12 protein-coding genes and 1 pseudogene are annotated in these 18929 nt (G+C 59.6%); 6 read left to right on the top strand and 7 right to left on the bottom strand.

All coding sequences use genetic code 11. The features are described 5' to 3' along the window. Nucleotides 1-1054 precede the first annotated feature (1054 nt). A complete protein-coding gene (locus tag ACIHA7_RS32155) occupies nt 1055-2089 on the bottom strand; it encodes a hypothetical protein (protein WP_397294752.1) in 1035 nt (344 codons plus the stop codon). 467 nt (nt 2090-2556) lie between these two features. Between ACIHA7_RS32155 and ACIHA7_RS32150 the strand changes: the two genes are divergently transcribed. The 5 genes from ACIHA7_RS32150 to ACIHA7_RS32130 are packed head-to-tail and all read left to right on the top strand — an operon-like array spanning nt 2557 to nt 8172. Then, entirely contained in the window at nt 2557-3843 is a 1287-nt protein-coding gene (locus ACIHA7_RS32150; protein ID WP_397294751.1) for a PEP/pyruvate-binding domain-containing protein, read from the top strand. Then, entirely contained in the window at nt 3830-4822 is a 993-nt protein-coding gene (locus ACIHA7_RS32145; protein ID WP_397294750.1) for a hypothetical protein, read from the top strand. Before ACIHA7_RS32150 ends, ACIHA7_RS32145 begins: the two co-directional genes overlap by 14 nt. 1 nt (nt 4823) lies before the next feature. Beyond that, nucleotides 4824-6401 carry a PEP-utilizing enzyme gene (locus ACIHA7_RS32140; protein WP_397294748.1) on the top strand — a complete coding sequence of 526 codons (1578 nt, stop codon included), beginning with the start codon at nt 4824-4826 and terminating at the stop codon, nt 6399-6401. 28 nt (nt 6402-6429) lie between these two features. Continuing rightward, nucleotides 6430-7773 (top strand): cytochrome P450, encoded by a 1344-nt coding sequence (locus tag ACIHA7_RS32135; protein WP_397294746.1) that lies wholly within the window; start codon nt 6430-6432, stop codon nt 7771-7773. Between the two features lie 45 nt (nt 7774-7818). After that, nucleotides 7819-8172: a hypothetical protein gene (locus ACIHA7_RS32130; RefSeq protein ID WP_397294745.1), complete on the top strand. Its 354-nt coding sequence runs from the start codon at nt 7819-7821 to the stop codon at nt 8170-8172. Between the two features lie 197 nt (nt 8173-8369). Here ACIHA7_RS32130 and ACIHA7_RS32125 read toward each other — a convergent pair whose 3' ends face one another. The 6 genes and pseudogenes from ACIHA7_RS32125 to ACIHA7_RS32100 all read right to left on the bottom strand — a co-directional run bounded on the left by ACIHA7_RS32125 (nt 8370) and on the right by ACIHA7_RS32100 (nt 16838). Further along, nucleotides 8370-9059, bottom strand: a complete 690-nt coding sequence (locus tag ACIHA7_RS32125; RefSeq protein WP_397294743.1) for a hypothetical protein — start codon at nt 9057-9059, stop codon at nt 8370-8372. A 1055-nt stretch (nt 9060-10114) separates the two neighbouring features. Continuing rightward, nucleotides 10115-10834 (bottom strand): hypothetical protein, encoded by a 720-nt coding sequence (locus ACIHA7_RS32120; protein WP_397294742.1) that lies wholly within the window; start codon nt 10832-10834, stop codon nt 10115-10117. Nucleotides 10835-11755: 921 nt separating this feature from the next. Further along, entirely contained in the window at nt 11756-12739 is a 984-nt protein-coding gene (locus ACIHA7_RS32115; protein ID WP_397294740.1) for a restriction endonuclease, read from the bottom strand. A 231-nt stretch (nt 12740-12970) separates the two neighbouring features. Further along, nucleotides 12971-14200 (bottom strand): hypothetical protein, encoded by a 1230-nt coding sequence (locus ACIHA7_RS32110; RefSeq protein WP_397294739.1) that lies wholly within the window; start codon nt 14198-14200, stop codon nt 12971-12973. A 530-nt stretch (nt 14201-14730) separates the two neighbouring features. After that, nucleotides 14731-15750 (bottom strand): annotated as a pseudogene (locus ACIHA7_RS32105) (IS481 family transposase); the annotation flags it as partial. Nucleotides 15751-15833: 83 nt separating this feature from the next. Then, a complete protein-coding gene (locus ACIHA7_RS32100) occupies nt 15834-16838 on the bottom strand; it encodes a DNA adenine methylase (RefSeq protein ID WP_397294737.1) in 1005 nt (334 codons plus the stop codon). Between the two features lie 673 nt (nt 16839-17511). Here ACIHA7_RS32100 and ACIHA7_RS32095 point away from each other — a divergent pair. Further along, complete coding sequence (locus tag ACIHA7_RS32095; RefSeq protein ID WP_397294735.1) at nt 17512-18705, top strand: restriction endonuclease; 1194 nt, start codon at nt 17512-17514, stop codon at nt 18703-18705. The last annotated feature ends 224 nt before the right edge of the window (nt 18706-18929 follow it).

The raw sequence follows: 18929 nt of genomic DNA, 5'->3' as shown, positions 1-18929 counted from the left end.
GCCGTCCAGGAGTACGCAGCTGCCGGTCGGGCGCGCCTGGAGCTGTTCGCGGCCGCTGTCGGTGCAGGATGGGACTCGCTTGAGGCTGCCATTGAACTGGGCATCACGGGCTTGTTCGCCACACCGTCGACTGCGGGGGATTCGGCGGGTGGAGCGGTCACCGGTGCGGAGCCCGAAACGTCCGAAGACCGGTGACCGAATCCACTGCAGTCTGCACGCCCCACCTGTCGACGGCGGGCGAATCCGGGATCAGGCACAAGTTTGGTGATTCGATCGAGTCGGGATAATCAGTTGCTCAATCGGATTCGTTTCCGGGAAAGGTGCGGTTTCGCGCCCGCACATCTGACATTGGAGCATGTTGAGCGCCGAGTGCACGAACCCGCGGCGCGTGCGCAACGCCATGCTCTGTTCGCCCCAGCGATTGACCGGGTGTGTATGGCGGGTAGGCAGCCCTGCCTCGGGGGCCGATGCGGTGGGTTCGGCGATGCGATGGGTGGAGGTGCCGTGGAATCCCCGGGCAGGTGATGTCTGAGCCAGCTGGGGCGAGGGGCCGCGTTCGACGTCGCGGGCGTCGAGGATCAACAGTGGGAGAGGTTTTCGGTCAGGTCGTGGTTAAGGAATACTCAGCCAACCGTCGTGCTCGACGGCGTCCGGGGGCTGGGCACGGTTGACCCGGTCCCACCTGCGAAACTCGTCCCATTGGCAGTCGAGACGTACGAGTTCTACGACCAATGCTGGGATGCGCTGTGCCGCCCTGTTCGTCACCGGTGGCGTGTACCAGCTCATCGAAGGATGGCTCGACGGGACCATTCGCCGGAGACGACTTGGTGTCGCAGTTGGTCTTGGACGAGCAATCGGTGCCCAGTCTCGAACACGCTGTCACCGGCCGAGCGCGACTGCCGGCGCGTTATCGTCCCCGTGATCGGGTTAGACAACACCTGCTCGAAACCCATGTGGTTCACCGATGAAGGGGTAAAGCACGGGAGCGCATTCTGTGCGAGGCAGGCATTCCCTGGTTATGCTCTCACTGCCTGAAGGAATCGGAAGGTTGATTTCATTGATTCTGGACCCTGGAGTCGAGTGACGGCTTGATCAGCTCGTCAAGGTAACCGGGCTGGTCAGCCGGTGGGGCGCCGGCAGGCCGGTAGCGCACCGTACTGCTCATCCAGTCGTTGTGGCCCCGCAGCCAGTCTCCCAGACCCTCCGCGTACCGGGTCACTGTGGCGCGATCAGCGGCAGCAATGTCCAGGCCTTGCAAAATCTGTGGTATCTGCAGACGCAGCTGAAAGAACCGCGATACCCGCGCTGCCACCATCGTCCGGATGTATCCGACTGCCTCCTCTACGCTCAGCTGGCGCCCATGGCACAGGACCGCCACCAGGTTGTAGACGTCGCCCCGACCGCGTTCCTTCTCATAGGAGAAGACGTCATTGCATATGAAAGGGACATCTGCTGCGATCTCTCGCATCAGACGAATCTGGGGGCCATGAAAAACGATCGGCGGTAACTCAATTCGATTGAGTCTCTCCACCATATCCGTCACCGACTCGGTAGCCGCGGACCCACGGCGAATGACCATGTAGTCATCCAGGTCAGGGATCGTCCCGGCGTGCCTGCCGATGGCCTCGTAAGGGTATGAAGCGAAGTACCGTTCCCAGTCATGGGAAGTCCGCGCGATCCACGACGTCGTCATACCATCACGGGAACGAGCCCACAAGTCTGCGAACGCAGACACAACCGGGGCCGCCTTCGAATCGGCGGCGGTGTCTCGGTGAACAACCTCGATCAACTTCTGGCAGATTCTGGCAACGTGGCTCGGATCTTTGCCCTGCGGACCGTCGAACTGATCGTCGAACAGAAAGTAGAAGGACTTCAGATCAACGGTAAGGCAAAGGTCTTCGGCATGAGCGTCCGGCCAGCAACGCGCGGCCAGGTCAGCAATTTGCCAGCCCAGATACATCTGCTCCGCTCGGCGGGTCGTCAGCATGTGATGCGCCCGCAGCCAGTCGAGATTGTGTCGCTCGGCGTAGTCATGGTTAGGGTTGTAGCGCGGCTCAACAGGGATCTCGAAGTAGAGATTCTGCGGCATCATTGTCTCCGAAGCTTCAGTTCGGCAAGATCAGCTAAGCGTCTCGGGCCTCGGCGCTAATTCACGCCGAGGGATCGAGCATGTCGACATTTTCACACTGCTCGCCTTCACGCGGCGGTAGTCGTCGTGAAGCCAGACGTCCCGCAGAAGCAATTCTAGTGACAGACCATCGATCGTGACAAGAGCTTTGGGTCGCTACGCGGCTCAGTGCGAGCCAACCGGCTGAACCTAACTTCCTTGGCACCAACAAATGCTGCGCAGGCAGGGCCAAATTCTTGTCCGGAGTACAGCCCAAACTGAATTGGGTTGGCAGAAACTCGCCAGCCGTATGGTGATTCGACACATCTGAGGTCAAGGCAGGGAGCCATGGGCACAATGCTTATCAGCGATTCAGTCTCGACCACGGTGTGCGGTCATAGTAAAAACATTCTGTTTCGCGCGCGCACTATGCTCAGACTGCATACGTCATGATAGCCGCGGTCCAACTGGATGGCAGAAGTCAGCCCGAGACGGAGGAGATAGGCCTCAAGGCGCGGGGCATTAACCGGATGACGTCGCTTGGCCTACCTGTACCACCCGCGTTTGTAATACCTATTTCATCGAGTCTGGCAGCGATTCCCGAAAAAGATCTCATGCGTTCGAGGGAGCTTTTTAATGCAATGTCTATCCTCGAGGCGAGAACGCAGCGATGCTTCGGCGCTACCGGTAATCCTCTGCTGGTTTCAGTTCGATCCGGTGCAACATGCAGTATGCCGGGGATTCTCAGAACGATATTGAACGTTGGTGTAAACGACGCGACTCACGCCGCTCTGCAGGCAGCGTATACCCCCGAGTTCGCCACTGCAGTGAACGCCGGGTTCCGCACCTCTTACCACCGCGCGTGTGGCTCAACGCCACCACAGAACGTCTACGCACAACTGGCTTACAGCATCAAGGCGGTGGAAGCTTCGTTCCGCAGCCGCCTAGCAGTCGAGTATCGACGCGCCCGTGGGGCAGCGACCCCCGAGGGAACCGCCGTGACGATTCAAGCCATGGTTTATGGAAACCTGGATAGAACGTCGGGCAGCGGAATCGCGATCAGCCAGGGCTCGCGACCACCGATCGGCGAATGGCTCCCTGGGCACCAGGGGGACGCCCTCGCGGAGGGCAGAGCAATCCCGCAATCTCTCGCGATGCTGACCGACTTCCTACCTGTGGTGCAGCGCAGTCTCCGTGCGGCGGCGAATACGCTCGAAGCTGCTTTCGGCGGGCCCCAGGAGATCGAGTTCACCGTCGAGCAGCGCAGATTCTGGATCCTGCAGACCCGCCCGGCCACGACCGCACCCCCGCAGTCGCCCTTCTTCGACAGTCCCCGGACGCCCACGGTACTCACAGGCATACCTGCCTCTCCCGGTGTGGCGTCAGGCATCGCGGTTACTAGCCGGGCCGCTGCTCGCGCATGGGCAGCGGCGGGCCGAAAAGTTGTCCTCTGTCGCCCCACCACAGATCCTCACGACATGCCAGGAATCGTCGCCGCGGTGGCGTTGGTTACCGAACTTGGCGGCGCCACTTCTCATGCCGCGCTCATAAGTCGGGAACTCGGGCGGCCCTGCGTTGTGGGGTGCGGGCCCGGCGCGGTATCGCGAATTGCTGGCCGTGAGGTGTTCGTCGATGGTGAGGCCGGCTCGGTTCAAATCCTCTCCACTCCCGCCGGGTTTCGATCCGATACCGGTCCATCAAACGTTCGAAGGGAGGTGCATCGTGGCATTGATTGATCACGATGAGCAATCGCATACCGCCGACGCGGATCCACGTTGGCAAGAGAATCTCTTGTTCTGCGGATTGAGTTACAACGCAGACGTCAGCTTTCTCCTGCATCTGTGTCACCGCGGCGCCGACGAAACGACATTGATTAAGGCCGCAGTAACAGTAAAGGGGCAGACGGTATCCTGCACACTGTGCAATTCGAGCACCTCTTGTTACCGCGCCCCTGAGCTGTCTGTTGATGTCGTAGAACCGTTCCGGCGAATGGGTATCCGGTTCAACGGTAGAGGTAGCACAACAAAGGACGAATTCCAATTCTCATCCACTGAGCATCATATACCGTTCGGATTCTCCATCACCATTGAGTCGCATTCCCTTCCGATCGAACTAAATCACGGCGGCCGCAAATTTCCGTGGGCTGTCAACCATTACGAACTCGGCGGAGAATTTAAAGGCAGTTTCTGGGTTGGTGCAGAGAATTTCGACTGCGTAGGTCTGATGGTGCGAGATCACACCTGGGGCGTGCGTGACTGGAAATTCGACGAAGCCTGGTGGCATACCGGCACCTTCACGGAGGCGCGAAGGCTGATCGCGGGATGTACCGTCGTAACATCTGGTAGCAAGAGTTCTCACTGGCTGAGTTCGTCGGAGCGCAATGTTGAGCATTTGGATGAGGAATGGCAGGTACCGGAGCCGGAAATCCTGATTGGTCGATGTCCACCGATACTTCATAAACCCTGGCGCGACAGCTCTCTTTCCGAGAATGTGACATATATTCCGATAAATAGATACGTGATTCCGTGGGAATCATTCTCGTCTGAAACCGACTATGTCACGATTATCGTGAATACGTTTGCTGTATGGGCAGGAGATCCCGGGTATACCGCATACTCTCTCACCATTCCGATTTACCGATACAGCGCTGACCCGCCGCGGACGAAGCGGATGTCCGCAAGTGAATTTTCGGCATGCAACGACCGGCAGAGGTAAAATGCAGGAACTGCTCAAGGGGGAATCCCCTCCCGATATATACTGGTCGCGAGTAAACTGCGACGAGGCGGCAACCGACATACTGTCACCGCTCTGCTGGTCTTATTGGCGAAACGGTATAGAGTGGGGGACACGGGCGGGATGGAGCAAAATTGGTCTTCTTTCACCCGCCCAAGTGATGATTCCGCAAGCACCCTCTGAGCGGATAGTCAACTGCTTTTACGGGCGTATGGCAATCAACGTTCACACCACGTGCCGATTGATGGGTGCCGTTCCCGGTGCGTCGCCGGAAGACATAGAGCGCGACCTTTTAGGCTCGGTGCGGACCGACGCTCCGACGATCGAGCCGATGCGGATCCCTAAGGGTAGGCTGGCGCTAAAGGGCATCACAAACGTGATTCGGCACACGACCACGGTTCGCCGTCTGCATGCCGAGCAGTTCGCCTGGTGGAGCCACATTGTTGCAAATGAACCGGCGTCGTCCGACCTGCGGCTATATCTCGACGAGTCCCTATCTAGGTTCTGCCAGGCAATGGAGGTCCACACCGTGTCGCGCACTTTCGTGCTCGGGGCGCAAGCGAGACTCTCTGCCGCAACCAGAAAAGCAGGAAGGCCCGATCTCTTTCTTTCAATATTCTCCGGGTTCGGCGGGGTTGTCGAGACGGATCTAGCACATAGGATTTGGGAAATCCGGACACATCGCAAGGAACCGGGCCCTTTTCTTGCACGGTATGGATTTCATGGCATTCACGAAGGAAACCTTACCGGTCGATCCTGGCGAGAATGTCCCAGCTCGATCTTTACTGACTATACCGTACAAAGTACGGACAGTCCTGCGGCCCTGGCGACGCGAGCGGCGGCGGCCCACGCCGATTCGATGCGCGAGTTGAAGAACTTTCTCAGTCGACGAGAGCGGGCGTCAGTCTACGCGCTGTGCCGCTTCGCTGCAGTGCACATTCGTAATTCCGAATTGACTAAAGAGATGTGCTTGATGGCGATCGACGCTGCCCGTCTGGGGGCTCGCAGGGTAGGACGACAGCTCGAAGAACAAGGAATCATCGACGATGTCGAAGATGTCTTCATGTGCACATGGGACGAGCTCAGACCAGAGGTGCCACCGCACGAGCTCTCGGCCCAATTGCACTTCCGGCGCTCACGCATGGAGGAGTATCGCGGGATCGAGATCCCGATAGCGTTCAAGGGAATGCCGACGGTACTCGAAAAATCGGAACCGAGTGTCCTTCCCGGCGAGGGGCTACAAGGCATCGCCGCAGCGAGCGGAAGAACGATTGGTCGTGCACGAGTATTGACTGCGCCGAACCAACGATTCACCCCTGGCGATGTCCTGGTCTGTCGTGTCTGCGATCCGAGCTGGACTCCCGTAATAATGCTGGCAGCTGGCCTGGTCATCGATGTCGGGGGGACGGCAAGTCACGCAGCGATTATTGCCCGGGAATTGGGCATCCCATGCGTCATAGGCACCAGGGACGGGACCAAACGCATCCTTACGAATACCCTGGTGCACGTAGACGGCGACGGCGGCGTTGTACGCCCGGTCGACGACTTGGATGGCATTTGACAATAGGATGAACCACGTTGGAGATACGATGAGCGAGTCGAGCAGGACAGGCGATGGAGATGATCGTCAGCATCATTTGTTCGGACAGTTACCGATGCAGGTTTTGCTCCGAAACGTATTCTGGCCACTGCGATTAATGGAACGCCTCCCTCAATACGGTGATTTGGTGAAGATACCCATCGGACGATCGCCTGTATACTTTGCCTGTCATCCACAGGTTGCGATGGAAGTACTCATGGACGATACGCGATTCGACAAAGGCGGCCGTTTTTGGGAGGCGGCGCGGGACTTCGTCGGAAACGGTCTCGCTTCGTGCTCACGGGCGGAGCATGTGACGCAACGTAAGTTGTTGCAGCCGGAATTTCAGAGAAAACGCGTCTCCACGTACGAGCCGATGATTGTGGAGTGCATAGCGGATACCATAGGAAAATGGGAGGATGGTTCGCGCATCGACCTCCTCAAGGAAATGTATGAAATTACCGGAAGCGCGATTTGCAGCGTGCTTTTCGGACAGTCATTAGCGGCCCCCGAGCTGGCCGACGCGCGACTGGCTTTCGAGCAGTTACTGGGAGGAGGTCTCGCGCGCATGCTGCTACCAGCTTGGGCACGGAAGCAGTACCGCCGAGCTAACCCTCGTTACAGCGGTGCGAATCAGCGAATCGCAGCCATCGTAAGCCGAGCTATCGGTACGCGACAAGAGGGTGAGCAGAGAAGGGCGCTCGGCATTTTAGGCAGAATGCGTAACGACGATGTCGGCAGAACCGCCCTCACCGAAACACAGTTGCGGGACCAGGCAGTGACACTCTTCCTTGCCGGTGCGGACACTACAGCCCGGCTACTGGCGTGGGCGTGCTATGTCATCGCGTCCGAACCCCGGCTACAGCGTCGCCTGCAAGTTGAGGTTGATTCGGTGCTGGCCGGACAGCCCGCACGAGCGCACCACGTGCCACAACTCGAGCTCACCCGCCAGGTCCTGGAAGAGACTCTTCGCCTGTACCCACCCGGTTGGATATTCAGCCGGACAGCCGTATCCGATACCACCCTGTGCGGCCATCGAATACCAAACGGCAGCACTATATTCTGCAGTCCGTACATGCTACACCGACGGACCGATATGTTTACCGCAGCCACAGAGTTCGATCCCTCCCGCTGGACCGGAAAGAACCCCTCGATGGAGCGGCATGCTGGTTATATTCCATTCGGCGGCGGTCCTCGCATCTGTATAGGAGCCGACTTCGGAATGCTGGAGTCGACCTTGTCCATCGCAACAATTCTCGGATCGTGGGAGCTAATCGATCCCGTGAAATCCAAGGCTCGCCCCAGCTTGATTTTGACTCCGGCACCTGCCATGGTCCGGATCAGGCATCGCTAATTGCCGCAGGACCCGACCAAGTATATTTATTTTGTGGAGATCTGAGTGGCTGACAGCAGGCTCGAGAATTTCTATCGCTCCGAGTTCGTTGCTCTCAACGTTGAATTCAAGCAACTAGTGACGGTCTGGCAGCTAACGGGCGCCACTCCCGACCGGCTGTACAGTTTTCTCGACAGCGCAATGCCGATGTTCGAGCGGCTGGCATCGCTCCAGCCGGAACTCCGGGACTACGGTATCCGCTTCGAGCGCGCAACAAGCCGGGTATTGCAGGGCGACACGGCCTGGCTCACTGGGGTGTTCGTGGACAGCGCTCATTCCGTTTGGTTCGAGCTTCATACGGCATTGTTGGACGCTTTGGGGTTCAGTCGGCTCGACGTGGACGCGTCAAACGATGAGTAAGGGAACAGAAGCTGGCCGTGCCTGCCGAGGTTTCGGTTGCAGGCACGGCCTGTCGTATCGAGGACGCGTCGATCGGCTGAGCTCAACGACTATGGCGGTCCAGGTATTCGACATCGCATGAAAAACTTCGAGTTCTTCTCCCTAGGTCGGCACCCCGCCGGCGTAAAGATCCGTAAACGAAACTGGATGCCAGTGGCTCAGTTCACCCAGTTATTCCTGATGGTCACTTGAGTCTTTATACCGTCTTGCCAGGAGGCAGTCCCACTCATTTCCTTCACCTTGGAGCCTGAGCATTTATAACGAGTCAATATGTAGGTGGATGGATTCGAAATCTCTTTTCCCTCGTCATCGGTTATCAGATTAATTGTCATAGTTGGCGATGATCCGTTAGACGAAACCTCCCAGCTGCCTTTCCATCCGGTAGATGCACCGGTGTTCGCTTTCGGCCATGCTGTACCCCATATGATATTCTCAGAGTAGATACCCACTCCGCTGAGCGCCGGAAACGACATTGTGTCGCCGTAGGATACGTCAAAATCGATGTGATCGTAAGAAGCATGATTGGTGCCACAACCGGCGGCCGCATGTGCAGGCGTTACAGTAATCGCAAGCGCAGGAAGAAGGAGTGCGGCCAGCGTGGACGAAGTAATGCAGCGCATGGATATTTCCTCTCTCGAATGAAGTGACGCTCTACACTCGTGTTCGATCAATATCAGTTCCTCAGTGAACTGCGGACCAGGTGAACCCCGCTCTTCGGTCGGCGCAGCGCCTCCACCCCAATGGCGCGCCGTGAACGGCGGCAGCAGCGGCTCGACCAACGCCCGGCAAGCGCGTCCGGCAAAGCCGTTCGACACCCCAGCGCTCACAAGCCGAACATCCTGCGGCACACTCGATTCCGACACGCCGCAAACGAATCGTAACCACGCGAGACTCAATCTTTGCGCCAATATCCACCCATACGGGTGCCGGAAACCGAACAAATGCGGCGAGCTCAGGTGATCCATAGAGCAATGCGACACAGATCGACTCTGGTTGCAGGTTCAACTCCTCTGTGACAGCGAGCCCCGGGGGCTCTTGGACTGAGGGCGGTCTTCGGCTTACCCATGTAGCTGTTGCGGAGGCAATCATCCTATATTCGGAACGATTGCGATCTTGGATGGCGCGCCGTGCACAACCATGTCAAAGTTGTACGCAGTCAGCCCATCCCCCCGATCTGCCATACCACCGAAATGCCACAAGGCGACCGAGGCCAAGGCTGTGCAGTTGGTGGCCGGTGGCGGTTCTGTCCGCCGCGGTGCAGCACCTACTTAACACCCCGCGCAACATGTTCACCTAGGAAGCGCCTCGCATCGCCAACCAGCGTGAGGAACGCCGCCAGTTACTCGAGGCGTCGCTGCCCTACGCCGCTGCAGGGTTCACCATCCAGACCCAGACCCCGACCCCGACGGCGCGGGCGCGACGTTCATCCCCGCTGCACAGTTGCTGACGGTCCAGGATCAGCCGGTCAGCTTGGCCCAGATTCAGGCCGCCCCCGCGAGGTGGGCGGTTTACTGCGACCTAAACAGTGGACTCGACTTAGGAAGCCTTCCGGAGAGGGGGTAAGGCGAAATGAGAAAGCCACGAATTACGTTGTTGAGCAAGCGGGTTAGCTGCTGTCATATGAGATGACGGTGGACGATCCGTTGCGGAGGGTGAGGTGGCGAACGCCGTGCGCAGCTCGCGCCCAATTGCGATAACCGAACACGCGCAACGATGTCGAGTTCCTCGCCGGTGAGCGGTCGCGATATGCGTGCCTCGGGCCGGATCATCGTTGGACTTCAACGGCCAAATGTGGCCTCGTAGTACGGTACTCGGCGGCCGGCCACCCACCTCGCGGAACCGGACAGGGCGAGGTCGGCACAGCGCTGGTGCCGGAACTACTCAGCGCGTCGGGCTGGAGCAGTCACTGCGGTTGCGCTATGGACCCCAGCGGTCGATTCCGGCGCACGGCAGGTCGATTGCGCGCCAGGAACTGTTGCAGGGCCGGTGTTGCGGAATGTGGCGACGGGGCGTCGGACAGCTCGACTAGGGCTTGCCAGTCGGGAAGGGCCAGTGCGCGTGGGACTTGGGGTTCGTCTTCGATCTGTCTGTGGAGGGCTTGCCAGCCGCGGACACGGGCGGGGTTGAGGTCGATCAGGCCGTCGGGTCTGGCTTGCTCCATGAGCCGCACCAGGGCCGCGATGGTGTTTTGATGGTGGACTTTCCGCAGCCGTCCTCTTCGATCCATTGCACCACCGCCCGGTCGATGATCCCGTTGGTGATTGTGGCAACGGGTAAGTGCCCGATCGTGGGGAGCACTCGTTTGCGCCACCCGCACAGATGTCGGTGGTTTGGGTTCGAGTCCTTTGAGGGCCAGCTCCGTGTTGGTGTGGCGGTACTCGGCCAGGGTTGGGTCGGCGGTGACTGGATCCACGCCGCGCTGAGCGAGGTGTTTCATCCGCGCGATCCAGGCCACGTCGAGGTCCTCGGTCTCGAAGGTCTCGGACTTGCTGTGGCGGCGCTTGGTCGACGGACTGTTCCACCGCAGCTGGGCGCGTAACAGGTTGCCAGAGCGCCGGCGGTCGAGCTTTTCGATGTCGGCACTCAGCTTGATCCCGAGCGGAACCTGCACGGCGTTAGACACGGCGCCACCTCTCCGACTGGAGCCACCGTGGTCCGAGGCGACTGCGCGAACCGGTCACGCGGCAGAGTTGATGTGGGCGACTTCTACGTCGTATACATCCGCTGCTGGACCAGCAGCAGTGCCTCGCGGTCGGAATCCCTGCATGACGGACCCCTTCCCGTCACCGTGATGTCCGGAGGCCGCAAGGCATTTCGGCACGCGGTGACGCCGTCTGTGGGAAGCCGGTCGGTCCGAAAAGCTCGGTTGCCACGGCGCACCGGGCGCATCGATGACTACGGGTGTGGGCAGAACTGAAGAGATGCCGATAGACGCTGCATCCGGGCCCGCCGCTGCGGTTGCCGAGGAATCCTCACGAAGAGGGACTTCTAGCAGGGTAAGCCCGTGAGAGCGACCCCGCAACCATGCCGCATCCGTGCGGCGAGACCCAGAGGATGGCTCGGGCGCGGTGGGCAATCCGTCCGTCGAGGCTGCACGGGTGAGCTGTTGTCCGGTGCGGGGAACCCGCTGACGACGTCTGTACCCGCCAGACCCGATACGCCTATGGCGTGTGCCGTGGTCCACAAGTGGTCCACAAAATGGCTCAGGTCAGAGGTGGAAACCACCTCTGACCTGGTCGGGCTGACAGGATTTGAACCTGCGACCACCTGACCCCCAGGACTGAAAACCAGGCGTTTGCGCACGTCATGCGTGTTCGGCCGGTCGGCAGAGAGCTCGTGAGTCCGGCGGAAGTTCGGTGGCGTGCATGACGTCTGGTCCCCAAACGGTCCCCATACTGCCGGGCACGAGGCAAGCCGTCGACCGCATTCTTTCTACGTGCTACATGCGTGATGTCGACGGGGCTGCATACCCCCCGGCCTACTGGTACGTCCACTGTCTTGTTTGGTTCCCACATTCAACCCAGTCGCCGCCACAACGCACCCGTCAGCCGTCCGCTTCGCCAATGCGGATGCTTGAGGCAATAATTGAATCGATGCGAATCGCCCAGTCGGTACCTAGAAATTTATTGTATAGAGGAATAAGTTGATCGCCATCAATTAGTTCAAGCGCCGGATTTCTCTTCGCTAACTCTTTAAGGCCGCGCGTGTGTGTGGAGTTGCTAATTAGAACGCCTTTATTCGCCTTTTCGTCACTGACCGTTCCTAGCAAGGCGCGCCCAAATCTGACACCCACAGGTTTTCCATAGAGCTTGGCTTCGATCAGGACTATTTCGGTCGATCCCGGATCCGTCTTCGTTGCGATTACGTCTCGGCCTCCATCCGCGCTGGGGGGCGTGATCAACGTCTTGAACCCCATCGCATTGTAGAGTCGCTCGATTGTATGCTCGAACGCTCGCGGCGTTAATGTCGTGAGATACTTTCGTTTCTCCTCGTTGGTTTTCGGATTACCGATCCAGTACGCACGAATAATCGACTCGGCATCTGAGATGCCGAATAGGATGGTGTCAGATAGCACCCATGCATGTGCGATAAAGTAAGCGTTCAATGCTTCAAGTGCCATCGCGGGATGGTGCGGCAATAAATCGAGGACCCATGTTATGCCGTGCCATTGCGGTTGATCCTTACTGTCAATTTTTCCCAGTCGCCGCCAATATTCAAGCTCAAGCATTCTTTCATATTTTTCGGGGTCGGTATCCTTCACGAAATTCAATGTTTGGACGCTCGATTCTGCGCTATTGAACGTCACGCTAGGAACGAGAAGGCGTCTTAGTAATTTCTTGACGTCACTTTCATCTGCATTCGATAGCTTCTCCAGATATTCATCACGAATCGCGTCAGAGGGGAAGTATGCAACAGGATATGATTTGTTTTTGTGATGGAAAGCCGCTAATAGCCAAGAATCGAGACTTTGATGGAAGTTGCCAATAGGTGGGTTTGGTGCGTTCACGCCCCGCTTCCGGCTGGTCATTGGTCAATGTTAGTTCTTGTTGCAATGTCTTGTAGGAAATCGGCCAGAGTTGGCGATGCAGTCACCCTTGCCACTGCGCAGGGGTATGGCCTCGCAGCGAGGCAGGCAAATGGACCCATCGTCGCAGAGGCTGGGACTCGATCGTTCCGCAGGTCGCGCACGATTGGTCGTAAGCACCCGACGCGCACGTGATCTTCGGGCGTTTGGCGCTTCGCGATCCGTGTCGGGGTGTCAAGCGCCGCGGCGCCGCCTCTGGACCTGTGCGTTCACTCTTTCGCGCCACTCAGCGTAGTCGCGAATCCAGTCCAGAACGGCGTTCGGTGGTTCTTCCGCAATCCAATTGCTTACTCGCTTGCTGAATCGATTGCGCCGCTCGAATCCTTCAAGTCCGACGAAGAGCCACGCTGTCTTGGGGTAATTTCTGAATTTTTCGCATAGTCTGTCGGAAATAAATTCGGTTAGAGCGTCGACGGAATCGCTTGCATTGCGAGCTTCCTGGACGGATGGACGATACCCTCCGTGCACAACTCTATTTCGCAAGGTTGCCACTTTCTCGAACCAGTCTCCGAGTGGCCCATTCTGTAAATTCCAGCTTCCTCCAAGTCGGGGAGAGTACTCACTCCTCAAACGTGGAGTGATATCTGATGAAAATATGATGGCGGCATCTGCCTCATTGACGCCGTTCTCCCATAGAAGCATGCCCAGTAGTCCGTCGAAGACTACTTCGCAGGAGATCCCAAACTGGATAACAGCACTACCATGGTTGCCTTTGTACTGCATCTCGTGCCGTGCGTCGATAACACGCTCGCGAAAGGTCATCACCGGATCTCCCAGCTGAAGCCGAATAAGACCTACCGCGAGGAGGTTCAGTTTGACATTCCCGATATCCGTGGCCAATGCACCGAACTTGATGTTTTCCGATGATAAATGAATAAGACCGCTGGGCGTCACGATCGCGTCGGCCGGCCTGCGTCGAAAGGTGAGTACTATCGGAAAAATCTGAGCATAGGTAAGTTCCGGTGTGGGAGATTCGGCGAATACACGATAGACTCGATGCCAGTCAAGGATTTTGTCTATGCACCTCGTAAGCGGGTCAGGCTTCGTTCCGTCGCTGACCAGGTCGTCATTTGACGCTACGAATGTAACTGCCTCGACTGCGGTCCGGTATCGAGGAGTTGTGGATACTTTGGTTTTGGGTTCGGGGGTTTGATGCATTCCTGGGTGAACCTTGCTGAATGCTTTAAGGAGATGGTTAGCATCCACATTGAAAGGCGGCTCAGTCTCGTCCTCAACCTGCCAAAATCTTAGCGAAACGAAGTTTCGACCAACACCGTCAGACGGCAGGCTCGTCATGCCGTCTACTGGAGCGAACGTTACATCATCGAGGAGAGGCTCAAGCTCGTCGGTTTCGAAGCTCCACGTGGTTTGGTCTGGAACGGGAATACCGTCCGGCAAGATCATGACGAACCCCATCAAGTACGGAGGTTCGATGTCCTCAACGCGGCTATTTCTCACATCATGTTTATATCTTTCGTCGGGCAACCCGTTACCACTTTCCTCAGATGCTGGTGCTGACGACCCGACTTGAGGTGTGCACCGACTGCCCTCAATCTAAACGCCTGGCCGGCCCCCGGTCAGCTGCGCATTTTGGGTACCAACAGACGAACTCTCACACCAGGCCGGACACACGCTGGGGAGGATTACTGTCCGCCCCCAAGTGTCTGCCCCTGTTTGCCCCTCCGACCAGTAGTTTTCGAGGTGCTGTCTGTCTGCCTGCCGCACAGACAGTTGAGGAGGTGGGGGGTCGGGGGGGCAAACAGGGGCAGATGTGAGACAGGAGAGTGAGAAACGAGACCGAGGAGAGGACTAGCTGTGGTGTCTCATGACGTTGGTGCCTCGATGTCGATCTCGAAGACGAGCTGTTCGGGTTCGAGGAGCGGCGGGGCAGGGATGGCGATTCCGGTGTCGGTGAGTCGGTAGGTGCAGAGCGGGACTCGGCTGATGGGTGGCTTGTGTCCGATGCCGGCGTGCGGGCGGTCGTGATTGTAGTGGTTGAGGAACTCGACCAGCGCGGCGCGCCGGGCCTGTTCGGAGTCGTAGTCACGGATGTAGGCCCATTCCCGGGCCAGGGTGCCGTTGAACCGTTCGACCTTCCCGTTGGTGCGCGGGGTGTAGGGGCGGGTCCGTTTGTGCGTGGTCCCGGTGCATTCCAGCGCGGCCGCCCAGCGGCGAGACCGGTAGCAGGCTCCGTTGTCGGTGAGCACGCGGTGAATGCGGGCGATGCCGTGCTCGGTGAAGAACCCGACCGCCCGTAGCCACCATTCCGCCGCGGTGACGGCCTTTTCGTCGTCGAGGGCTTCGGTGTAGGCCAGCCGCGAGTGGTCGTCGAGGGCGGTGTGTAGGTAGGTGTAGCCGATCCGGCTTGTCCCGGGTCCGGTTCGCTTGGACGCCAGGGCGTTCGGGCTGCCGCGCCCATGGGCCCGCCAACCACCGCCGACAGGAATGCGCCCGAGCTTCTTCACATCAACGTGCAGAAGGCTGCCGGGTTCGCTGTGTTCGTAGCGCACGACCTTCCGCAGCTGGGTTCCAGTGGGCGGATCGATATCGGCAAGCCGATTCAGCCCGCGGCGCACCAGGACTCGGTGCACGGTTGCGGGCGCCACGATGACGGCGTGCTCGGCGCACAGGACGGCCGCGATGCGGGCGGGCCCGAACTTGTGGGTGCGGCGCACCTGCTCGATCAGATCCGCGATGTCGTCGGCGGTCCGGGCGGGACTGTGGTTCGGTGCCGAGGAATGATCCCGCAGACCGGCGTCGCCGTGAACGCTCCAGCGCCCGTACCACTTGGCCAGGCAGCGGCGTGAGATCCCGGATTCGGCGGCGACATGGGCGAGGGGACGTCCGGCGGCGACGCGCTCGCACAAGCGTTTCCGACCTTCCGGGGTCAGCGGTGCATTGCGGTGATGTCCCCGTCCAGGTCCGGGCGTGAGGCCTCCGTCCGGTGCAATCATGCGGTCCCCGAATAACTTCCGATCGACACCCGATCGATAGTGCGGGACGACACCGACAATTCCGGCAGGCCGGACCCGGCAGGTCAGGATGCAGGCAGTTCGCCCGATCGTGCTGCGCGATCACGGCTGGCGCGCATGCGGCAGGCCGTCGAGCAGTAGCGTCCCGGGCGGCCGGTCGAGGCCCGGGTGAGCACCTTCGCGCACCCTGCTGCGGCGCACCGGGTTTCGTAACAGGCGTCCGCGCTGGTGGGCTCACTGTTACGAAACTCCGGCAGCGGCAGCATGCCGGAATCCGGGGTGAGGAGCGGGTAGTTGGACCACAAGACCTCGGTCCGTTCGTGCCGGGATCCGCCCTGGGTAGTGAACGACGCCATCTCGTAGCGGTACCAGTGCGAAAACAGTTCGCGGTCGTAGAGATCGCTGGCGTAACCGGACAGCACCACAGTGGCCTGGCAGGCGTGCAGCGCGGCCGCCAGCTCCTGATGCTGGGTGTCCGCGCCCATCTCGTGGCGGTAGTTGCGGTCACGTGTGCTGCCCAGATACGGCGGATCCACATACAGCAGCGCCGAGCGGTGGCGACCGTAGGTGCCGATCAGATCCAGCGCTGGACGCGATTCCAGTGAGACCGCGGCCAGGCGTTCGGCGGCGGGCAGCATGCGTTCGAGATAAGCCGCCAGGTAGCCCGGCATCGAAACTCCAGACCCATTCGGGTCGACGTGGTGACGCCAGCCGGTGCGGCGCAGGGTTCCGGTGCGGGACTGGGTGATCCGCACCCACACCCGGCGGGCCCGCTCCAAGTCTTCCAGTCCGGACAGGTCCCCGTGCGAGGCCTCGTGCTCGGCGCGCGAGTGCGGAGTCAGCGCGCACACCCGCGCCAGATCTTCCGGTCGGTCGCGTAGCACCCGCCAGAAGGTCATGAGGTCGCCGTCGATGTCGTTGACCGTCTCCATCCGCGCGGTGGGTTTGGCCAGCAGTATCGCCAGCGATCCGGCGAACGGTTCGACGTAGTGCCCATGCTCGGGCAGCATGTCCGCGATCTTCGCCGCGATCGTCGTCTTGCCCCCGTAGTAGGCCATCGGCGGTTTCATCCGGCGGTCCTCATTTCCCCAGTTCAAAGGTGGACGTCCACCTTGGATTCTACTCTTTCGAGCGGGTGGACGTCCACCGTGGAATACTGAAGAAATGCCTAGTCAGCACCGCTTTCCGATCATGACGGTTCGGGCGGATCCCGAACTACACGAGCGAGCGAAAGCCGCAGTCTCCCAGGTCGACTCGAACCTAAACGCTCACGTGGTCGCATTCATGCGCTGGCTCGTGCACGAGACCGATGAGCTGCCAACTCGGCCAGCGGCACCAACCTCATGAGATGGCACAACTAGACCGAGGAAAGGACACTAGACCGAGGAAAGGACTAGACCGAGGGGAAACCGGCATCGGGCGGGGGAGTACCGACGAGGTGTGCGGAGTGGCCGGGCGGCGGTCTACGAGAACAGATGACCGGCACCGTAGAAGTGGTTGGCAGCGGACTCTGTGGGTGCAAAAATCACTCCAATAGGGGCACAACTTGCATGTCTCGACATGCGTTGAAGGCGCTGAGATGCGCGCATGCTCAGACTCGAAAAGTGCTGCGCCGGGCGGACGATGTGCGATGCCGAATAACGTGCGCCTAGGATCCAGACGCAGTGCCGCGTCTGGACCGAAGACTCCGGCGGGCGCTATCAGTTGATCTCTTTGTCGGTGTGCTCGGCTACTGTGGCGGCCATGTCCCACACGGTGGCCTTCGCGGATCTGGCGACTTCTGACCTCACCCTTGAAACAGTGTATCTGGGTGGCACACAAGGCAATACAGCAGACGACGCCCTGGCCAAACTGCTGCCGGTAGGCAACCAGGGCGGGTTCCGCTACAAGCGATCTCCCACCGCGGACAGGGCCGCCCTCGTGGTTCTGTTTACCAGCGGAACAGACATCGACTGGCCTGATGAACTCGATCCCCAGACCGGGATCTTCACCTACTTCGGCGACAACAAGAAATCCGGGAATCCGGACTTGCACACCACAGCGCGAGGCGGTAATTCGCTGCTGTGTAATGCGTTTGAAGCCACACACGCGACCGTGGGCGAGCGTGAGAAGGTGCCTCCGTTCCTGTTGTTCGAGAAGGCCGCCCCGGGCCGTGCCGCGCGTTTTCGCGGACTGCTGGCTCCGGGTGCAGAGTCGGTCAGCGCCGACGATGACCTCGTGGCTATCTGGCGCACCAAAGACAAGTTGAGGTTCCAGAACTACCGGGCGAAGTTCACTGTGCTCGACGTCGGGAAGGTTGAGCGCGCGTGGATCAATGATCTCATTGCCGGCACAGCACCAGTGACAAGTGCGCATTGCCCGCTGGTATGGCGCGCGTGGGTGAAGAGCCGCAGCTACGAGGCGCTGATTGCACCTTCGACCACGATCGTCCGCAGCAAAGCCGCTCAGCTTCCCGCTGGCAAAGCCGACCAGAAAATCCTCGCCGCCATCCATGAGCATTTCGACGGTCGCCCACACGATTTCGAGAAGTGCGCGGTCGCGATCTGGCGAATGATGGCCCCGGCCACGGCAACGTGCGATCTGACTCGCCCGAGCCGAGACGGCGGCCGCGATGCGATCGGTCAATACCAGCTTGGCCCGGCCGCGGACCCGGTCCTGATCGACTTCGCGCTTGAGGCCAAGTGCTATAGGGCGTCGAAGTCGGTTGGTGTCCGGGACATGGCCCGGTTGATCTCCCGGCTGCGGCACAGGAACTTCGGTGTGTTCGTCACACTGTCGTATTTCAATTCCCAGGTCTATGACGAGGTTCGCAGTGACGGTCACCCCATCGCCTTGATCTGCGGTGCCGATGTCGTGAACACGCTCAAGAATAACGGGTATGGAGATCTTGCCGCGGTAAAGGGCTGGCTGCAAACCCTGTTCCCTCCCGCGAAGTAAGGTGCATAAGGATGTAGCGAGTCTGTTGGTGCGCCGACGTGCGGTCTGACAGCCCATCACCGGCGGGCGGTCAGCATTCGAGGGCCCACGTAGCCGGGGCGTGTTCAATCGGCCTGGTGCCGCGCCAATTCATCATCGTCGAGGTACTCGCTGAGCCACTGACTGGCGACGCAGATCATCTGCAACCTTGGTCCTGTTGCTGTCGCTCTGACCCGGCGTGCCTT

The organism is Nocardia sp. NPDC052316 (assembly GCF_044547795.1).
GTDB lineage: Bacteria > Actinomycetota > Actinomycetes > Mycobacteriales > Mycobacteriaceae > Nocardia.
This window is presented reverse-complemented; position numbering and strand designations above follow the sequence as displayed.

What these genes read in the sequence shown, in the direction of transcription:
- ACIHA7_RS32155 (WP_397294752.1), bottom strand. Translation starts at nt 2,089, where the DNA reads ATGCCGCAGAATCTCTACTTCGAGATCCCTGTTGAGCCGCGCTACAAC.
- ACIHA7_RS32150 (WP_397294751.1), top strand. Translation starts at nt 2,557, where the DNA reads ATGATAGCCGCGGTCCAACTGGATGGCAGAAGTCAGCCCGAGACGGAG.
- ACIHA7_RS32140 (WP_397294748.1), top strand. Translation starts at nt 4,824, where the DNA reads ATGCAGGAACTGCTCAAGGGGGAATCCCCTCCCGATATATACTGGTCG.
- ACIHA7_RS32135 (WP_397294746.1), top strand. Translation starts at nt 6,430, where the DNA reads ATGAGCGAGTCGAGCAGGACAGGCGATGGAGATGATCGTCAGCATCAT.
- ACIHA7_RS32115 (WP_397294740.1), bottom strand. Translation starts at nt 12,739, where the DNA reads ATGACCAGCCGGAAGCGGGGCGTGAACGCACCAAACCCACCTATTGGC.
- ACIHA7_RS32110 (WP_397294739.1), bottom strand. Translation starts at nt 14,200, where the DNA reads ATGATCTTGCCGGACGGTATTCCCGTTCCAGACCAAACCACGTGGAGC.
- ACIHA7_RS32100 (WP_397294737.1), bottom strand. Translation starts at nt 16,838, where the DNA reads ATGAAACCGCCGATGGCCTACTACGGGGGCAAGACGACGATCGCGGCG.
- ACIHA7_RS32095 (WP_397294735.1), top strand. Translation starts at nt 17,512, where the DNA reads ATGTCCCACACGGTGGCCTTCGCGGATCTGGCGACTTCTGACCTCACC.